The organism is Sphingomonas sp. UNC305MFCol5.2 (genome assembly GCF_000712135.1).
Taxonomy (GTDB): domain Bacteria; phylum Pseudomonadota; class Alphaproteobacteria; order Sphingomonadales; family Sphingomonadaceae; genus Sphingomonas.
In genome coordinates this window covers 14,934-32,102 of the sequence record NZ_JOOE01000002.1, presented here as the reverse complement: position 1 = coordinate 32,102, position 17,169 = coordinate 14,934, and the positions used below count along the sequence as shown (strand labels likewise).

The 17,169-nt window shown below is 64.4% G+C and carries 11 protein-coding genes; all 11 read right to left on the bottom strand.

Going from position 1 to position 17,169, the window contains the following annotated elements:
• Window positions 1–45: 45 nt before the first annotated feature.
• A complete protein-coding gene (locus BR78_RS0107495) occupies window positions 46–2,187 on the bottom strand; it encodes a glycoside hydrolase family 2 protein (protein WP_197021323.1) in 2,142 nt (713 codons plus the stop codon).
• The gene (locus tag BR78_RS21960; RefSeq protein WP_025560512.1) at window positions 2,180–2,389 is read right to left on the bottom strand and encodes a hypothetical protein; all 210 of its coding nucleotides are present in this window, start codon (window positions 2,387–2,389) and stop codon (window positions 2,180–2,182) included. Before BR78_RS21960 ends, BR78_RS0107495 begins: the two co-directional genes overlap by 8 nt.
• A gap of 1,138 nt (window positions 2,390–3,527) precedes the next feature.
• Window positions 3,528–3,905: a response regulator gene (locus tag BR78_RS0107485; RefSeq protein WP_025560513.1), complete on the bottom strand. Its 378-nt coding sequence runs from the start codon at window positions 3,903–3,905 to the stop codon at window positions 3,528–3,530.
• A gap of 109 nt (window positions 3,906–4,014) precedes the next feature.
• On the bottom strand, window positions 4,015–4,629 hold the full coding sequence (gene fixJ / locus BR78_RS0107480; protein ID WP_025560514.1) for a response regulator FixJ: 615 nt from the start codon (window positions 4,627–4,629) through the stop codon (window positions 4,015–4,017).
• Window positions 4,622–6,130, bottom strand: coding sequence for a sensor histidine kinase (locus BR78_RS0107475; RefSeq protein ID WP_025560516.1), 1,509 nt, complete (start codon window positions 6,128–6,130; stop codon window positions 4,622–4,624). The genes fixJ and BR78_RS0107475 overlap by 8 nt, the downstream gene beginning before the upstream one ends.
• Before the next feature lie 477 nt (window positions 6,131–6,607).
• Window positions 6,608–7,138, bottom strand: a complete 531-nt coding sequence (locus BR78_RS0107470; RefSeq protein ID WP_025560517.1) for an OmpH family outer membrane protein — start codon at window positions 7,136–7,138, stop codon at window positions 6,608–6,610.
• Window positions 7,139–7,157: 19 nt separating this feature from the next.
• Entirely contained in the window at window positions 7,158–7,586 is a 429-nt protein-coding gene (gene bamE, locus BR78_RS0107465) for an outer membrane protein assembly factor BamE domain-containing protein (protein ID WP_025560518.1), read from the bottom strand.
• 36 nt (window positions 7,587–7,622) lie between these two features.
• Complete coding sequence (locus tag BR78_RS20435; RefSeq protein WP_025560519.1) at window positions 7,623–13,382, bottom strand: YadA-like family protein; 5,760 nt, start codon at window positions 13,380–13,382, stop codon at window positions 7,623–7,625.
• A gap of 154 nt (window positions 13,383–13,536) precedes the next feature.
• Window positions 13,537–14,091 carry a hypothetical protein gene (locus BR78_RS0107450; RefSeq protein WP_025560520.1) on the bottom strand — a complete coding sequence of 185 codons (555 nt, stop codon included), beginning with the start codon at window positions 14,089–14,091 and terminating at the stop codon, window positions 13,537–13,539.
• 1,043 nt (window positions 14,092–15,134) lie between these two features.
• A complete protein-coding gene (locus tag BR78_RS0107445) occupies window positions 15,135–15,500 on the bottom strand; it encodes a hypothetical protein (RefSeq protein WP_025560521.1) in 366 nt (121 codons plus the stop codon).
• Window positions 15,501–16,193: 693 nt separating this feature from the next.
• A complete protein-coding gene (locus BR78_RS0107440; RefSeq protein WP_029725304.1) occupies window positions 16,194–17,159 on the bottom strand; it encodes a proline iminopeptidase-family hydrolase in 966 nt (321 codons plus the stop codon).
• Window positions 17,160–17,169 lie beyond the last annotated feature (10 nt).

Here is a 17,169-nt window from a genome sequence, read left to right as displayed (position 1 = left end):
AAGAAGCGCGGCCGGATGGAGATCACGCTGCGAATGCGACGGTCGCTACGGTTGAAGGGGATTTCCCTGGGCAGCTGCTCCAGCGGCTTCAGTGGGAGAAGTCGCGTGCAGCATGTCCGGTGGAGGCTCGTATTGCCATGTCACCCGATCGCTCAGCGCCTCGCCCTTTGCCGTCGCGCGGACCTCGATCGCATTGGCGCCCCTCCGCAGCGTTACGGGCCAGCGGACGATGCGATCCACGGCGGGGCGCGTGCCGATCTCCACGCCGTTCAGGAACAATGTCGCGGCGGGCGCGCTGGTGTAGATCTTCACCGTTGCGTCGCGATCGCTCCGCTCGGTGAAGCGGCGGCTGGTGATGTAGAGCGTCGGCTGATCCGACCACCATGCGCGATACCAGTACCAGGCGTCCTTGCGCACCTTGCGATCATAGGTGACGAGGCCTTTGTCGTTGATCCCGCGTCGGTCGCCTTCGTTCCGCCCGGCTGAGGCAAGATCGAATCCCACCCAGATGAAGGTGCCCCACAGATAGGGCTTGTCCTTCAGTTCCAGCCAGTTTCGTTCATGGTAGAGCGCCTGATATTGCTCGGGATGCCAGCCGCTCGCCGGTACGACGGTGCGTGGCGGATCCTCCTGATGCAGGATGCTCGCGCCTGCGCCATATTCGCTCACCGCGAAGGCGCGATCGGGGTGCCTGGTATGGAATCCCTCCGCCCATTCGCCGATCGTTCCCTTCTGGTCGGGATACCAGCCGAAATAGCGGTTGAAGCCGATGACGTCGGAGATCAGCGCCTTGGGATGATCGTCCTGCTGGCAGCAATGGGCGTAGGTGGTGGGCCGGTCCGGATCGGCCGCCTTCGCAACCTGTTGCAGCGCGCGCAGCACATGTTCCACCACCGGCTCGGTCGAATAGACCTCGTTGCCGAGGCCCCAGATCACCACCGAGGGGTGGTTGTAGTTCTGGGCGATGAGTTCGCGCATCTGCTGCGTGGCGTTGGCGAGGAAGGCGGGGCCTTCCGCGACCACGCCGTTGATCCCGATCTCCGTCGAGAGCGCCAGGCCCAGCCGATCGGCTTCCTGATAGGCGGCCTGGGGATGTTGGAAATGGGTCAGCCGGACGGCGGTGGAGCCCATGTCGCGGATGATCGCGAAATCCTCCCCGACCTCGGCATCGGTCACCCCGGTGCCTTTTCCCGGCCGGGCGCTGTGCATCAGGTTCACGCCGCGCAGCGGATACGGCTTGCCGTTGAGCAGGAATCCCTGCCGTGGATCGATTCTCACGGTACGCACGCCGAGCGGCACCGAAACCTCGTCGCCGCTGTCGCCGATGCGGACGACGATTTGGTAGAGATAGGGATCGCGCACCCCGTCCCACCGGCGCGGGGAGGGAAGGCGCATGTCGAGCGCCACGTCACGAATGGAACGCCCCGGCAGCCGGACACTGACGGATGTGCGCGCCACTTCGCGCCCCTCCGCATCCAGGATGCGTGCGACCACGGGCACGCCGCGCGCGCGCGACCCGTCATTGGCCAGCTTGGCAACGGCCGAAACCGCGGCGGCATCGGCGGTGATATCGTGGGCGCGGGCGTAGAATCCCGGCCCACCATGATCGAGCAGGTCGAAATGCACCTCGTCCGTCTCGATCAGCGATACGGGGCGATAGAGCCCGCCGAACACCGTGAAGTCGCCTCCCAGCGGCGAAACCGTCGGGTTGGAGCTGTTGTCCACGCGCACCGCCAGCAGGTTGCGGCCCAGCGCCAACCCGCCGGTAAGGTCACAGCGGAACGCCGCATGGCCGCCCTCGTGACGGCACACCGGCTTGCCGTTCAGATAGACGTCGGCGACCAGCGCCGCGCCGTCGAACTGGACGAACAGCCTCCGCCCGGTGCGGAGCCCGGCGATCTCGAAGGCGCGCCGATACCAGGCCGGGCCCCGATAATAGGAGCCGTCGCCGGTCTCGGCGGCGTTGAAAGTATGGGGCAGGGTGACGCGCGACCAGCCGCTATCGTCGAACGAAGGCGCGACGGCCCCGGGATGTTCGCCCTGCGCGAACCGCCAGCCGGCGATGAGCGCCGCCGTTTCCCGCGACGCGCCGACCATTTGGGCAAGGGCCGGTCCGGGCGCCCAAAGGAGGACCAGAGAAAGAATACAGGCGAGCAATCTGAACATCGTCGGGCGCGCTTCAATCATCTCGTCTGCCGTGGCGGGGCGCTTTGAGCGTACGGCATGGGTCAGTATGGACGATCGTGACATCCGGCTTGCCCTCGAGGTCGAGCGCCGTGCCGGGGCCGATCCATCGGTCATGGATGATGCGCTTTGTCGGCGTGCCGACAAAGCGGCCCATGCCTGCGCCGAATTCTCCGTTGGCTCCGGTATAAATGTCGACGGGCACAAACTGCTCTCCTGGGCATTCTTTTTCTACGGCGCGATCTTGGCCCCGCCGTGCCCATTTCCGTCATCGACCCACCCTGGGCGGGTGAGATCGGCGCTTCTCGCGGGGCGCGCGACAATCCGACCGGATTATTCTTGGTATGCGACTTCGATACGCCGCACGGGATTGGTGCGGTCGCGTAGAAAGAGGCCGGGCACTGCGCCCGCCCTGGAGGTTGCTGAATTCGCCGGTATCGCCCCTTCGGTGCAAATGATCGTCCGATCCGAGCCCTTCCGGTGGAGACTCAGAAGGCCATTCACCGAAAATATCTCCCTATCCGTATTCCAAGGAGGGGTAGGAAATAAATCCCATGCATTTTTCTTGGACTGTGTGGGAGTTTATTATACTGAAAGTGAATTGAAGCTTCACCGCGTCTTACTTTTTGTATGGCATCCATGCTAACCCCTCCGCATATTGCCTTGACCGCGACTCTTAGAAAGATCCCGAAGCAAGAACTAGCGGTGTCGGGGGAATTGTTTCGGACCGGAAAATCTGGGCTGCAGACCGGATGCAGCGGCGGCGAGGCGGACCGATCATGCGAGATTCCGCACGAATCGCGGTACCCCGAGGGCAATTAAGGGGCGGAAGTCCGGCCGCAGCCCGCGTCGGTGGAAGCCCGAAAGCGGTCATCCGTTTAGCACGGACGAAGCACGCTACGCGACCGATGTGCCCCTGGCCGGCCTATGCGCATTATACGGGCGGCGATCCGCACAAGGCTGAAAGCTTCTCTTGCCGCGCCGCAACGGGTTGAAAAGATCGTCCATCAGTCGAGGGGGGCTGCTACAATGAGCAGGGTGTACGATCTCCAGCTAAGTCATGGACCCGCTGATCAAGCGTTGGTTATAATGCAGTATAATTAAGCACTTGATTGTATTCATGCACAAATATTCTTAGCAATAGCTGCTCTCTAATCATCTTTCGCGACGGTGCATAACATCTCAATTTCGAAGGCGTAGCCAGGCGAGAGGGCGCGCGCGTCCTGCCATTTGCCGCCGATAAAGCTGAGACCTCCCGTCCAGTTGCGACGCAACCTGCTTGCGGCACTTGCGAGTGAGTTTCTGCCTGGCTTACGAGCCGCTCAACCGACAGCTGTATGCCACTATTCAGTCAGTGCCTTGATCAATTCGTGCTTGGCGAGCGGCTTTTCCAGTATGGCGTGAAATCCCGCTGCCCGCGCGCGGTCGATGAGCATCGGTGTGGGCTCGGCGGTGATGAGCACCGCCCGGCCCTGCCAGCCCGCCGCCCGTAAGCTTTGGAGCAGCGCGATCCCATCGCCGTCCTCCAGGAAGTAATCGGACACGAGCAGGTGGACGCCGGCCAGCATCTCGCGCTTTAGCGCCATCACCGAAGCCGCCAGCGCATGCGCACGTACCTCGAAGCCACTCCACTCGAGCAATAATTGTAACGAGCGCCGTACTCCCTCGTCGTCCTCCACCAGTAGGACGCGAAGACCGAGCGGCGCAATTTCGGGGGGCATTCAGGCGACTTCTGGCTGGAGGATCGACATCCTCATTTTGCCACTGCTCGGCGCGCGGGTCGTTACGTGATGGCCCCAAGGCGGCCGCTACGGGTTTGCCCTTAGATCGTCAGCCGGCGAGGCCCGCCGCGAACGCGATTTTGAGCGCCTCGGAAAGGCTGCGCGCCTTCAACTTGCCCATCAAATTCGCGCGGTGCACCTCGATCGTGCGCGGCGAGATGCCCAGATCGTAGGCGATCGTCTTGTTGGGATGTCCGCGCACCAGGCCGCGCAGCACATCCTGCTCCCGCGGGCTGAGCGCGTCGATGCGCGCCCTTGCGTCGTGCCGCGCCGCGCCGCTGTGGTCGTCATTCCCCATCCGGGCGAAAGCCGTGGCGATCGCGTCGAGCAGTTGTTCTTTCTCGAACGGCTTTTCGAGAAAGTCCACCGCGCCAGCCTTCATTGCCTGTACCGCGGTTCCGATGTCGCCATGGCCGGTCAGCACGATCACCGGCATCATCACGCCGCGTGCGTTGAGCTCGCGTTGCACCTCCAGTCCATCCATCTCGGGCATGCGGATATCGAGCAGGATGCATCCCTGCGGAGCGTGCTCGGCCTCGCGCAGAAAGGCCGTTCCCGACGAATAGAGGCGCGTTTCGAACCCCGAGGTTCGCAACAGAAAGCTCGCGGATTTGCGGACCGAGTCCTCGTCATCGACGATATGGATGAGTTGGTCGTCACTCATCGATCTCTCCCTCATCGGCGGTCATGATCGTGAACTGAAACACGGTGCCGCCGCCGATCCTGGGCTCTGCCCAGATTCGTCCGCCATGCGCCTCGACGATCGTCCGGCAGATGGAGAGACCCAGTCCCATCCCCTGTTCCTTGGTGCTGGCGAACGCCTCGAACAGCTGCGGCGCCAGCGCAGGGTCGATTCCGCTGCCGGTATCCGAGACGACGACGCGGACCATGCCGTGGGAGTCGCGCGCAGTACTTACCGCGATCTCGCGCAGTTCGTTTTCTCCGATCGCCTCGACGGCGTTGCGCAACAGATTGAGGATTACCTGCTGGATCTGGACCCGGTCGACCACCACCTTCTGGATCGTCGGATCGATGTCGAAGGTAACCCTGACGCTGCGCTCGCGCGCGCCCATCAACCCCAGCCGCGAGGCCTCATCGATCAGCGCGGGAAGGTTCTCGACGCGCTGTTCGACCTCGCCCCGTGCAACGAAATCGCGGAGCCGGCGAACGATATGCCCTGCACGAAGCGCTTCCCTAGCCGCCTCGGTCACTGCCTCACCGAGCAGGTCGAGCGGTGGATCACCTGCACGATCCAGCAGATCGCGCGCAGCGCGGGTATAGTTGGCAATCGCAGTCAGCGGCTGGTTGAGCTCGTGCGCCAGCGTCGACGCCATCGTCCCCATTGCGCTCACCCTGGCGACATGGATCAGCTCGGACTGCAATTCCTTGAGCTTGAACTCGGCGCGCTGTTCTTCGGTCAGGTCGCGGATGAAGCCGGTGAAGATTCGGCGCCCCCCGCTGCTCGCTTCGCCGACCGAAAGTTCCATCGGGAACTGCGTTCCGTCGCGGCGCTCGGCGACGATGATCCGCCCGATTCCGATGATCCGACGCTCGCCGGTCGAGCAGTATCGAGCGAGATATTGGTCATGCCGATCATGATCGGGATTCGGCATCAGCATCTTGACGTTGCGCCCGATCACATCGGCCTCGGACCAGCCGAACAACTTTTCGGCAGCGGCGCTGAAGGACAGTATATTGCCCCGCTCGTCGATCACCACCATTGCGCTGGGAACGGTCGCCAGGATGGACCGGACGTGCAGCTCACTATGCGCCAGCGCTTGTTCCGCGGCCTTGCGCGCGGTGATGTCGCCAATGCTGAGTCCGAAACCTCTCACGCTCTTGTCAGGGTTGCGTAGGGCGATAGTCGTCGCTTCCGCAGCGAATTCGGAACCATCCCTTCGGACGCGCCAGCCTTCGGATCGCGTCGGGCCGGTATTTGCAGCATTCTTGCGTTCCGTGGCCGGCTGGCGTGCGGCGACGTCGTTTCTAGAATAGAGGCAGTCGATCGGCTTCCCGATCATCTCCATCGCTTTCCAGCCGAACAAATTCTCCGCACCCGGCAGCCACGCTGTGACACAGCCGTCAACGTCAGTAAGAATCACAGCCCTGTCGGTGGCGCTCTCGACGAAAAGCGCTAGATCCTCGGCATTTGCGCCGTGGCTCATGGTGACAGATTGATAACTCACAATATCCCATGAACTTGATTAAGCATTATTGGATCTCGCGCAACGGGATTGTGCCCTCGGAAAAATACTTAGTCAGATTCAGGAATAAATCAGCCGGAGTGGAGGAATCTTCCCCTTCCGGCCAATACTCAACTGGCTGGACACTGACTGCTTTGATTTATACTGGCTGTACACGACCCGCATTCTGCAGATTGCGCGTTGCGACGGCCGCGAACACCGCCGATACGCCACTGTGATCATCCCAGGTGATCCGGTAGCTGCCGCTCAACAAAACCGGATGCGAATAGAGGCTCGCTGCCCCATCGGTCGCGCGCTGCTTTTGGATTAGCTCGTCGCTTCGCTAAAGCAGTACCGCTCGTGATATGTTTGAGCTGATGACCCGTTGAACCCGCCCCCTAAATTCAGACATTCCGGCCACTTGTGCGGCGCCCGGAAGCAGCCGCGCGTGGAAGCCCCTCATTGGAGAACGACGTTCTGCAGGATGCCGTCCATCTCGCGGGCAGCCGCCGACGTGATGTCCATCGCGTTGTTCCACCCGTAAGCGTGGTCGCGTTCCATCACGACGCCGCATGCGTTGCGCGTGATGACGCGGCTGAGCGCGTCGTTGAGCGCGCGATCGATCTGCTGCTGACCGCGGGTCTGCGCGGCGATGAAACGCGCATTCTGCTGCTGCTCCAGGCTCTGCGCCTGCTGGTTGAGGACGCCCAGCTGCCGCTGAAACTCGATGGGCGCGATGGCGCTTTGCCGCGCTTCGAGCGCCCGGCGATCCCGATCGATGGAGGCCCGCCGCTGCGCCAGTTCGCCGTTCAGCGATGCCTGCATCTGCTTCAGTTGCACCTGCATCGACTGGCCCGCGCGCGAAGCGCCGATGGCACCTGTCCGCGACAACAGGCACATCCCCGGAACCGGCGGTCCGAATGTCTGTGCGGCAGCGGGAACGCCGACAAGCACGAGTAGGGAGGTGGCGAACACGCCGATCAATCGCATAGCGCCACCTCTCCCTCAATCAGCTCGCGGCCGCAACCCGATCCGCGCAGGATTGCTCCTGCCAGATCACTTCGGAGACGGTGACGCTATAGCGCCCGCGCTGCCGCTCGAAGCGGATCTGCATCCGGCAGCGCACCCGCTCCACGCTTCCAGGCGCGACGGGGAAGAACAGGACATAATTCCACCGCCGCGTGATGCCTTCGCCGAAATGCGGCGGGCCGAGCAACGGATAGATGCTGAACTTGTCGACGCCGGGGGTGATCAGCCGCACCGAGGCGGGGCTCACCGTCACGCCCAGTTTCTTGTGCTCGAGCGGTGCCTTGTGAAAGGCCGAGGGATCGACCGACGCCACATAGGTCGTGGGCGGCGGCGAGGCTTTTTGAGCCATGGCCGTGGCCGGACTGATGAGGCCCGAAAGGATCGTGAGCGCGAGGAACTCGGTTTTCATTGTGTCCTCCTTGGAAGATGAGATGGGAGAGGGGGGTCAGAACTGGAAGCCGACGCCGGCATTGGCGCCGACGCGCCGCTGCGTGTCATAGGTCGCGCCGGCCTTGATGACGGTCTTCCCGTCATCCATCACGCGCGAGAGCCCGAGAGCGAAGGCGGACTGCCCCTGATAAGTGCCGGCGCCGAACGCCAGCATTCCGCGCCCCGGCTCGAACGCCTGGGGAAGTCCCGCCGCGGCCAGCGCGCCCGCGGTACCGGCATTGGCGTCCCTTCGGACCTGCGACAGATCGAACTCGACGCCGGCCAGCCGCGAGTCGGTATAGGCGTTGGCCGATTGCAGCGTATTGGCGAGGCCGTCGTTGAGCTGCTGGAGATTGACGGCGTCGGTCGGTGCGACGCCGGCCGCGACATTGTGCAGCACCGCCGCCTGGCCGCCCGGGTTGAACGTCACCGAATTGCGGCCCGGATCATATTGCACCGAATTGCTGGCCTGCTGCTGAACCGGGTAGAGCTGCGACCCGTTGACCGCGTCGGTCGAAGTCGCGTTCACTGCGCCCGCTCCGACATTCTGGACGACATTGCCGCCCATGTTGACGCTGGTGTTGGCGCCGACGGCGAGACCGCCATTGGCATTGACCACGCCGTTGAACGTCGGATTGTCCGCCATCGCGACTTCCAGCCTATTGCCGGTCAGCGTCACGACGGTGTTGGAGCCGGCGGTAACGTTGAGCGTGCCGTTCGACGGAACGTTGGTCGAGGGACCGCCATTGGCCTGGATGTTCCAGCCGGCGCTCGCCGTCGAGTTCAGCGCCTGCAACGCGTCGTTGACGTTGCTGTAGTTGTTCCCGCCGACGTTGAGGTTCGTCGTCACGGTGCCGGTCGTCGGATTATAGGTCGATCCGCCGCCCAGCCCGGCCGCCACGCTGTCGCCGAGATTGGTGACGTTGCCCTCGACGGTGGTCACTCGGTTTTCGAGATTGGTGACCGCCGTGGTCTGCGCGCCGAGCGCGTCGCCGACATTGTTGTAGGTGTTCCCGCCCACCGTGTAGCTCGGTGCGGTATAGGCGCCGGTGGTCGAATTGTAGGATGCCCCGCCGCCCAGCGCAGTGGCGGTATTCTGCGCCACCTGGTTGAGCTGGCTGACGTTCACGGCATCGGTCGGCGCCGAGCCCGCCGCGACATTGGTGAGCTGCCGCTCGGCGCCCGCGCTGCCTACCGAAACCTCGCCCGCCGAGTTCTGCGGTGCGGCGAGGCCATAGCCGGTATAGCCGGTCCGCGAGCCGACCGCCGTCGTCGCCCCGGCACCGAGCGCGACGCTGCCCGAGAAGCTGGCGTTGGCGCCGGGGCCGATCGCGATCGACTGGATGCCGTTGGCGATCGAATTGGTGCCGAAGGCGATGCCGTCGGCCTGCGAGACATGCGCGTTCTGCCCGATCGCAGTGCCGCCCGGCGCGGTCTGATCGACGATCGCACCGTTGCCCATGCCGATGCCGTTGTCGCCGTTGACCACGGTGGTCGGGCCGACCGCGATCGATTCCGCGCCCGCCGCGAGCGAGTCCACCGCCGCCGAATTGGCATGGAAGTAGAGCACCGGAGTCACCGAGACCGACCCGATCGCGCCCTGGAGCTGGCGCAGCGTTACGGCGTCCTGCGCATTCGTGCCGTCGGCGACGTTGGTGATCTGGCGATATTGGTTCGTCGTCGCGTTGCCTACCGAAACGGCGCCGAGCAGCGTCGCGTCGGTCGTGTTGTACGGAACGAAGCCGATACCGGTCGGGATCGTGCCGCTGATCGGCGCGATCGCACGATCGGCGAGCGAACCGCTGCCCAGCGCCAGTGAGCCGTCGATGCTGGCCTGGGCCCCGCGGCCCAGCGCGACTGCATTCCCGGCGACGGCGGTTGCCTGATAGCCGAGCGCGGTCGAGCCCACCCCTTGCGCGAAGGCGTCGGTCTGCGCGAGGCCCGTCTCGTTGGTGCGGGCGTAGCGAATGCCGATGCCGTTCGCGTCGGTATAGGCAGTCGAGGTATCTCCGGTGATATTGGTGAGCGCGTTGCCGAGATTGGTGAGGCTGCCCTCGACCGTGGTCACCCGGCCGTCGAGATTGACGACATCGCCTTCGACCGTCGTCACCCGGCCATCGAGAGCGGCGATGTCATTGGTGTTGATCGTCACCTGGCTGTTGGTCGCGAAGAGCTGCGATCCGTTGACTGCGTCGGTCGAACTTCCGTCGAGCCGGCCCGCGGCGACATTGGTGATCGTGCGCTCGGCACCGACGGCGCCGATGCTGAGCGTGCTGAGCGGCGTGGTCCCGGCGAAATTATAGGTATTGCCGCCGATCAGCGCACTCGCCGTGCCCACCGCCGCTGTGGTGGTCGAGCCATTGCCGAGCGCGATGTCGCCGGCATTGTTGGCCACTGCATTGGGGCCGATGGCGACCGAGTCGGTCCCCAGCGCCTGGCTGTCCGCCAGCACCGAATTGGCGCGGAAATATTTGATGCCGCCACCGGTGGTGATGTTGGTGATGGCGCCTTCGACCGTCGTCACCCGGCCATCGAGATTGGTGATGTCGGTGGTGTTTTGCGTCACTTGTTGGTTGGTCGCGAAGAGCTGCGAGCCGTTGACCGCGTCGGTCGAGCTGCCGCTGAGCCGGCCCGCCGCGACATTGGTGATGGTCCGCTCGGCACCGACAGCGCCGACGCTGACAGTGCTGAGCGGCGTGGTGCCGGCGAAGTTATAGGTATTGCCGCCGATCAGCGCGCTGGCCGTGCCTACTGCCGCAAGCGTGCTCGAGCCCGAGCCGAGCGCGACATCGCCTGCGCTTGCCGTGGCTGTCGCGCCGTTGCCGAGTGCGACATTCCCGGCGAGGCCCGCCGCGCCGGCGGTCGAGCCGTTGCCGAGCGCGACGCTGCCTTGGCCGATCGCCCGGTTGTTGTTGCCGATCGCGACCGCGCCAGTGGCCTGGTTTGCGGCCGTGGCCGTTGCGGTTCCATCGCTGTTGGCGATGTTGTTCGCGCCGCCGGTGAAGGCGCCGGTGCCGCTGGCGTAGCTTGGATCGCCGATCGATACCGCACCATCGCCGAATGCGGTGTTGGAGCGCCCGATCGCCACCGCGCCGCCGGCTGCGGTACCGGAATTGGCGGTGCTCAGATTGCCGATGGCGACGTTCGCGCCGGTCGCGCCCGTGGTGGCGGTATCGCCCAGCGCGACCGAAGACGCGCTGCCGACCGTGGACCTGTTGCCCATGGCGACCGAATTCGTGAACCCCGCAACCGTGTTCTGACCGATGGCGATCGCGCGCGCTCCGGTTGCCGAGGCTGGAGCACCGGTGGGCACGGTTCCGCCGCCACCGCCGATGGCAATGGACCCGATCCCAGTTGCGCTCGCGCCCGCCGCCGGCCCGGAGCCGATGGCGATAGCATAGGCGGTGCTTCCGGTCGCCGACGCGCCGAGCGCGATCGCGTTCACGTTGAGCGCGGAGGATTGGGAGCCGATGGCGATAGCATTGCCGCTGAAGGTGTGCGCCGCGGAACCGATCGCAATCTGGTTGGCGACGACGCCGGCTCCCGGAGGTTGATTGAAGGCGCCATTGCCGATGGCGACACTATCCACCGTCTGCGAAGCCGCATTCACACCCAGGGCGATCGAATTCGCCCCGGTCGCGCCGTTATTGGTGTAATTGCCGCCGGTGACGCCGCCGTCGTTGACGCTGAGATAGTGGATGGCGGTCGCGTTGACCGTGTTCGCCAGCGAGTCGATCGACTGGTTGGTCGCGAAGAGCTGCGAGCCGTTGACCGCGTCGGTCGAGCCGCCGCTGATCCGGCCGGCGGCGACGTTGGTGATCGTCCGCTCGGTGCCCAACGCGCCGACGCTCACCGTGCTGGTGGGCGTAGTGCCGGCGAAGGCGTAATTGGTGCCGTTGATGGTCGCGCTGGCGGTCGGCACCGCCACCGCGGTGACCGATCCCGAACCCAGCGCCACGTCGCGCGCATTGTTCGCCACCGCGGTGTCGCCGAACGCGACCGCGCCCGCCGCCAGCGCGCTGCTGGTATTGCCGATCGCCACGCTGCCCTGGCCGACCACCGTGTTCTGGTAGCCGATGCCCACCGCACCCTGCGCTGCGATGCCCGGCGTGCTGATCGCCTGGCCACCGCCGCCGACCATGTTGGTGTTGCCCATCGCGACCGAGCCGTTGCCGGTGGCAGTATTGTCCTTGCCCTGCGCCACCGCGCCGTCGCCGGTCGCGGTGCTGGGATCGCCGATCGCGACCGCGCCGTCGCCATTGGCGACGTTGCCGGCGCCGATCGCCACTGCCTTGCCGCCGGTGGCGGTCGTGTTGGTGCCGATGGCGACCGAGTCGGCGGCGTTCGCAATCGCATTGTTTCCAACCGCGACCGCGGATAGCGCCGTGGCCTTGGCGCCGATGCCGAGTGCGGTACTGGCGATTCCGCTGGCATTGGCGCTGACGCCGGCAGCGAGGGAATTGTCGCCTGTCGCATTCGCGCCAGATCCGAACGAGGAGGCGTTTACGCCGCTGGCAACTGCCGTGTTGCCAATGGCGGTGCTGGCATTAGCGCTCGCATTCGCGGTATCGCCCACAGCCAGCGCACTCTGCCCGCCCGCGGACGCGCTGACACCCAGCGCCGTTGCGCGGGCGACGGTCGCAAGGGTGTTGTTGCCGATCGCGACGGTCCCCAATGCCGTGCCTTGGGCTCCAGAACCCGCCGCGACCGAGCCGAACCCGCTCGATACGGATTGGTTGCCCAAAGCCAGCGAATAGTCTCCCGAGGCATTGGCGACGGTGCCGAACGCCGATGCGCTGATTCCCGCCGCGCTGGAATTGAAACCGGCGGAGGCAGAATCGGCGCCGGCGGCGTTGGCCAAGCGCCCGATTGCCGTGCTGTTGACACCACCGGCGACGGACCCATGACCGCCGGCCCAGGCATAGGCACCGCTGGCCGTGGCGCCGACGCCGACCGCAGTAGAGTTCCCTCCCGAGGCAAGCGAGAAAGTGCCCAAGGCGCTGGCGCCCGCTGCGGTGGCATTGGCCTGGACGCCGAGCGCGACCGTATTGACGTTGTTCGAGATGGCGCCTTGCCCCACCGCCACCGCGCCCCCAGGGCCGGAGGCATTCGCGAACAGGCCGAGAGCCACCGTATATTGACCCGATGAAACGGACTGACGCCCAATCGCGACGGCGTCGTTCAGGGACGCCGTCACATCGGTGCCGATGGCGATGGCCCCGGGTGCAAGCGCTCCCGTTCCCGCAGCAGTGCGCGAGCCGAGATAGACGGTGTTGATCTGAGTCGCGGCCGCCTGGAAGCCGATGGCGACGGCGTTCTGGGCGCCGGCACTGGCGAGCGTGCCTTGCGCAATGGAATCCACGCCGGCCGCCGTCGGCTGGTTACCGATGGCGATACTGCGGGGTCCGCTCGCGGTAGCGGTGGTCGCGGTGGTTCCGATCGCTATGCTCTGCGCACCCGACGCGGTGCCGTTTCCGACGGCGGTCTGGGCTTGCGCCGCCGAGGGCAGCCCCAGCGCGACGATCGCGGCGAGGCCGCCGATCATGCCCGCCGGGCTCGCGGACGACAGCAATGCCGATCGGGCGCCGCCGCCGAAGCCCAGCGATCCAACGCCCAGTTCCTTGCGGTCGACGCCCAGCACGCGGTGCGCGCGGCGCAGCACGGCCATCAGCCGGCGCCGCTGCGTCCAGCCTGCTCCGTGCGGCCCGTTGATCCAGTTGCCCCCGAAATTGGAGTGGCGGCTGTGTGCGTTCGATGCGGTCTCGGCCTCGATCATGATATACTCCCTGTTGACTGGCCCGGCCCTGATGCGGCTCGGGCGGCGAAGTGGGCGCAATTGTCCGCTGCGTGCGGCACACGCCCGTGATCCCGATTGCTTGGTCGAAAGCGGCAGCCACCGTGCGACACGGCGGCGCCCGATCGGTGTTCGCTTACGCGCCTTGCGTGCCGTCGGTGATGGTCACGACGACGCAACTCTGGCCGCTCGCGATCATCAGTGCCTGCCCTTGGCCGCCGCCCAGCTCGTAGAGCGGCACTCCGGACAGATTGGCCTTCGTCGCGCTGCCCTTGGGCAAGAGGCCCACCATTTGCTGGCAAGTCCTCTGGAACGGCGCCACGCGCACGAACTGGCCTTCGCAGCCCTTGCCCCGCGGCGCGGCAAGGACCACGCCAGCTGCCTGCCCTTTGAGCTCGGGCAGATTATAGGTCATCCCCACCGTGCCTCGCACGAGATGGGTGTCGGGCGATTCCTTGTTGGTCTGGGTTCGCACCGCGTGCGTCGAGCCCTGGGCGACCAGGCCGCCCAGCGCCGAGTAGAGCCCGGTACAGGTCTTCGCGCCCAGCTTGGTAGCCTGCTCCTGGAAGAGATTGGCGGCCGCTGGCGCCGCTGCCTGCTGCGCCAGCGCGGAAACGCCCGCGCCGCCGGCGAAAGCGACTCCGATCATCGCCGCGACCGCGGTCAGGCGACGCTTCGGGCGCCTCGCCACTGCTCGGCTCCCGGGAGCCGCATTTTTCCCTTTTTGAATCACCCGCCGATCTCCCTTTAAAGCCACCGTCAAGTGCATGAATAACCTGCAAATGAAGTGACATCGACCGGATTTGGCTAGAAGAAGGAAGTTAACAAATGGTTAATGAGTCGATATTTATCGGACTATTCCCATATTTTTTGTAGTTAACTTGAGATCTCATGGAATAAAACTGGCACGATAGCCAAAATCAACCGAGTTGACTTGACCATAATTTGATTCATCGCATTTTCTAGCCTCCCGTCATTTGCGAGAGTGCTCCGAAAAGGGTTCGCGATTTTAGGGAAAAGCGCCGCTGCTTCCGATCATGTCCCTCAATCCAGAGGCTCGCGGCGGTCGTCCGTTCTCAATCTGCCAGGATCATTGTCTCCTTCGTAATTCGTCATTGCATGATCGACACACCTTCGCGGGCCGGCGCGGCCGGCGGATCAGCGTGCAATAAGGTGATGCCCTGCCGGCGATCGGCGCCTCGGCGCGATACGCGCGGACTCCGGCCGGAACTTCTCGGACGGCTCGGCCCGGAAATCGGAAAGACGCTTTGATGCCGCGTCGCGGCGCAAAAACGGTGGGCGCTCGAGCGGGACGCCGACGCCGTACGCAAGATCTGGGCCCACTAGGGTGCTCCCCGAAACACGCCGGCATGTGCCCCCGGCGGACGCATCATGCCATCCTATTTTGACAGATGAAAGTGCCGAGAAGGATTATTTGTGTGTTTCAGGAACGTTACACCGCATTTCTCATGCGTTATTTGTAAAATCCTGTAAAATGTCTGACTTTTGTTCCCCAAAAATCGGCTTGGCGAAATTACTGGGTCACGCCGCGCCGTGCGATTCGGCTCTATGCGTGAACATCGCAAATTTCGCCAAGCCCAGGGAGGGATCGGTCTGGCGGCTTACGGCCCAGAACCGGATATTCAGCGTGCGCCCCAGGTGAAGATCGCGCCGCCTCCAGTGGGCAGCAAATCACGATATTGACATAACTGTCGGATCAAAAAGCGGCGATTTCTAAAGGAGCTTGCCGAGCTGCTCGTTCGTCGCGGCGGTGATGGCCACCGATAGCAACCCGAACATCCCGAGCAGCTTCAACGCCAACGAGAGCGCCACGCACCCCCACAGTAGCCATGCACGACCGGTTTCCACTTCGACGCGTGGGAACCCAGTTTTCGATGGTCCACGAAACCGATTGGCGATGAGGGCGGCCGGGAACGTAACGACCGCATAGACCAGACCGGTGGCACAAGCGACGATCAGGATGTCCATCGTATTGATGTCGAATCTGGTCGGCGGAAAGCTGAGCAGTAGGCCCAGCAGAAAGCCCATCGTGGGCCAGGTGCGCAAACGAGTGTGATCGCGCACCACTTTCGAAGCCATATAGATACCCCCGTGCTCACCCGGCTGGCGCCGGGTGGTTCGTAACGTGCGAGCACGGGGCAGCACGCCTCCCGTATTTCCTACGAGAGGTATTTTATTCCGGGAGCCGCCCGACAGAGCGGACCCGTGCTCAGCACATGACAGTGCACCGCCTCCGGCTTACGAGACCGAAGCGGCGTGAAGGGTTTATGCCGAATGGGGCGGTGAGTCTATTCCGCCCGTTTGCGCGCAAGGACCTCCGGCCAAATATCTCATTGAAACGCTTGGGCGGCGCGTACACGCCATTCCTGCATGCCGACGGAACCCAGTATCTGAACCGATGTCCGATGCAGGGAAGCGCCGGTCCTGTTTATACCTCTTCGGCTGCTACGCGGCGGTACAGGCCAGCGGTGTGCGCTGACGCTTGAGCCGGTCTCTTATCCTGAACAAGGAACGTCGAAGGTGATCGGATTCGCGGTCGCACCCGCGTTGGTGTCGATGGTTGTCTGGAAGCTGCTCGATCATTTCCGCTTGGTCGACGCGAATGACGGCAATGCGCCCCATTGTCGCCGTTCGGCAGTCGCTACTCCATTCCCAAAAGCCGCCATTCGACAATGCGGGGCATATACCGGTTGGACATAGCCGAAAGGGCTGATCGAGTTGAAGGAAGCCGTGGTTGGTTTTCGGCTGCCTTTATCGTCGCGATGCGGGGCCTCACGCCGCGTTTGCGAACCCTCGCACCAGCGCATTATACTCGTCCGGTTTCTCGACCATCGTCAGGTGCGAGCAGCGGGCCATGACCTCGAGCCTGCACAGCCCGGACACGCCCGCCCGGATCGTCGTGTGGCAATCCATGGTGATTTCATCGAACTCGCCCGTCGTGAGGAGGACGGGCTGGGTGATGACATTGAGGTCCCTGTGCCGGTCCCAATCCTTGATGATCCCGGTGATGTAAAACTCGTTCGGCCCGTTCATGACGCGATAGGCGATCGACTTGGCCAATGCCTCGAACGAAGCCTGCGCGTCGGGCGTCGGCGGCACCCGCAGGACGAAATTGTCGTAGAATTGCTGGGTGAGCGCCGCATATTCCGGGCTGTCCATCCGGCCGGCCTTCTCCAGCCCGTGGAGCTTTGCGGCAAAGCCGTTGGGCAGGGAGTCGATCAGTCGCTGCTGGCCGGCGATGACCTGCGCCGTGCTAGCGCTCGCTCCGCTGAGCACGAGTTTCTCCACGCCGACGCCGCGTCCCTGACACATATATTCGATCGCGAGGAACGTGCCCCAGCTGTGTCCGACGAGGATGATTTCCGGGAGCCGGAGTGCGCGGCGCACGGCATCCAGTTCGTCCACCGAGCGCTGGATCGTGTAGAGCGTTTCGTCGGTCGGAGACTCCGCCTTTCCGCAACCCAGCTGGTCGTAGAAGATCACCGGCCGATCATCGGCTAGGGCCTTCAGGGACAGCATGTAATTGTGCGCCGCGCCCGGCCCGCCGTGGAGGATCAGCAGCGGGGTGCGCTTTCCGGAACCGAACCTGCGCCAATAGACCTTGCCGCCCGGAACCGGGCAATAGCCGTCGGTCTCCGGGATCGCGGGCAGCGACATCCCTCCTCCCGCTACGCCGGCCAACAACGCGGCCCCGGCCTTGATCGCCGTCCGGCGCGTCCAGGGACTGGTGCTGCTCATGTCATTCTTC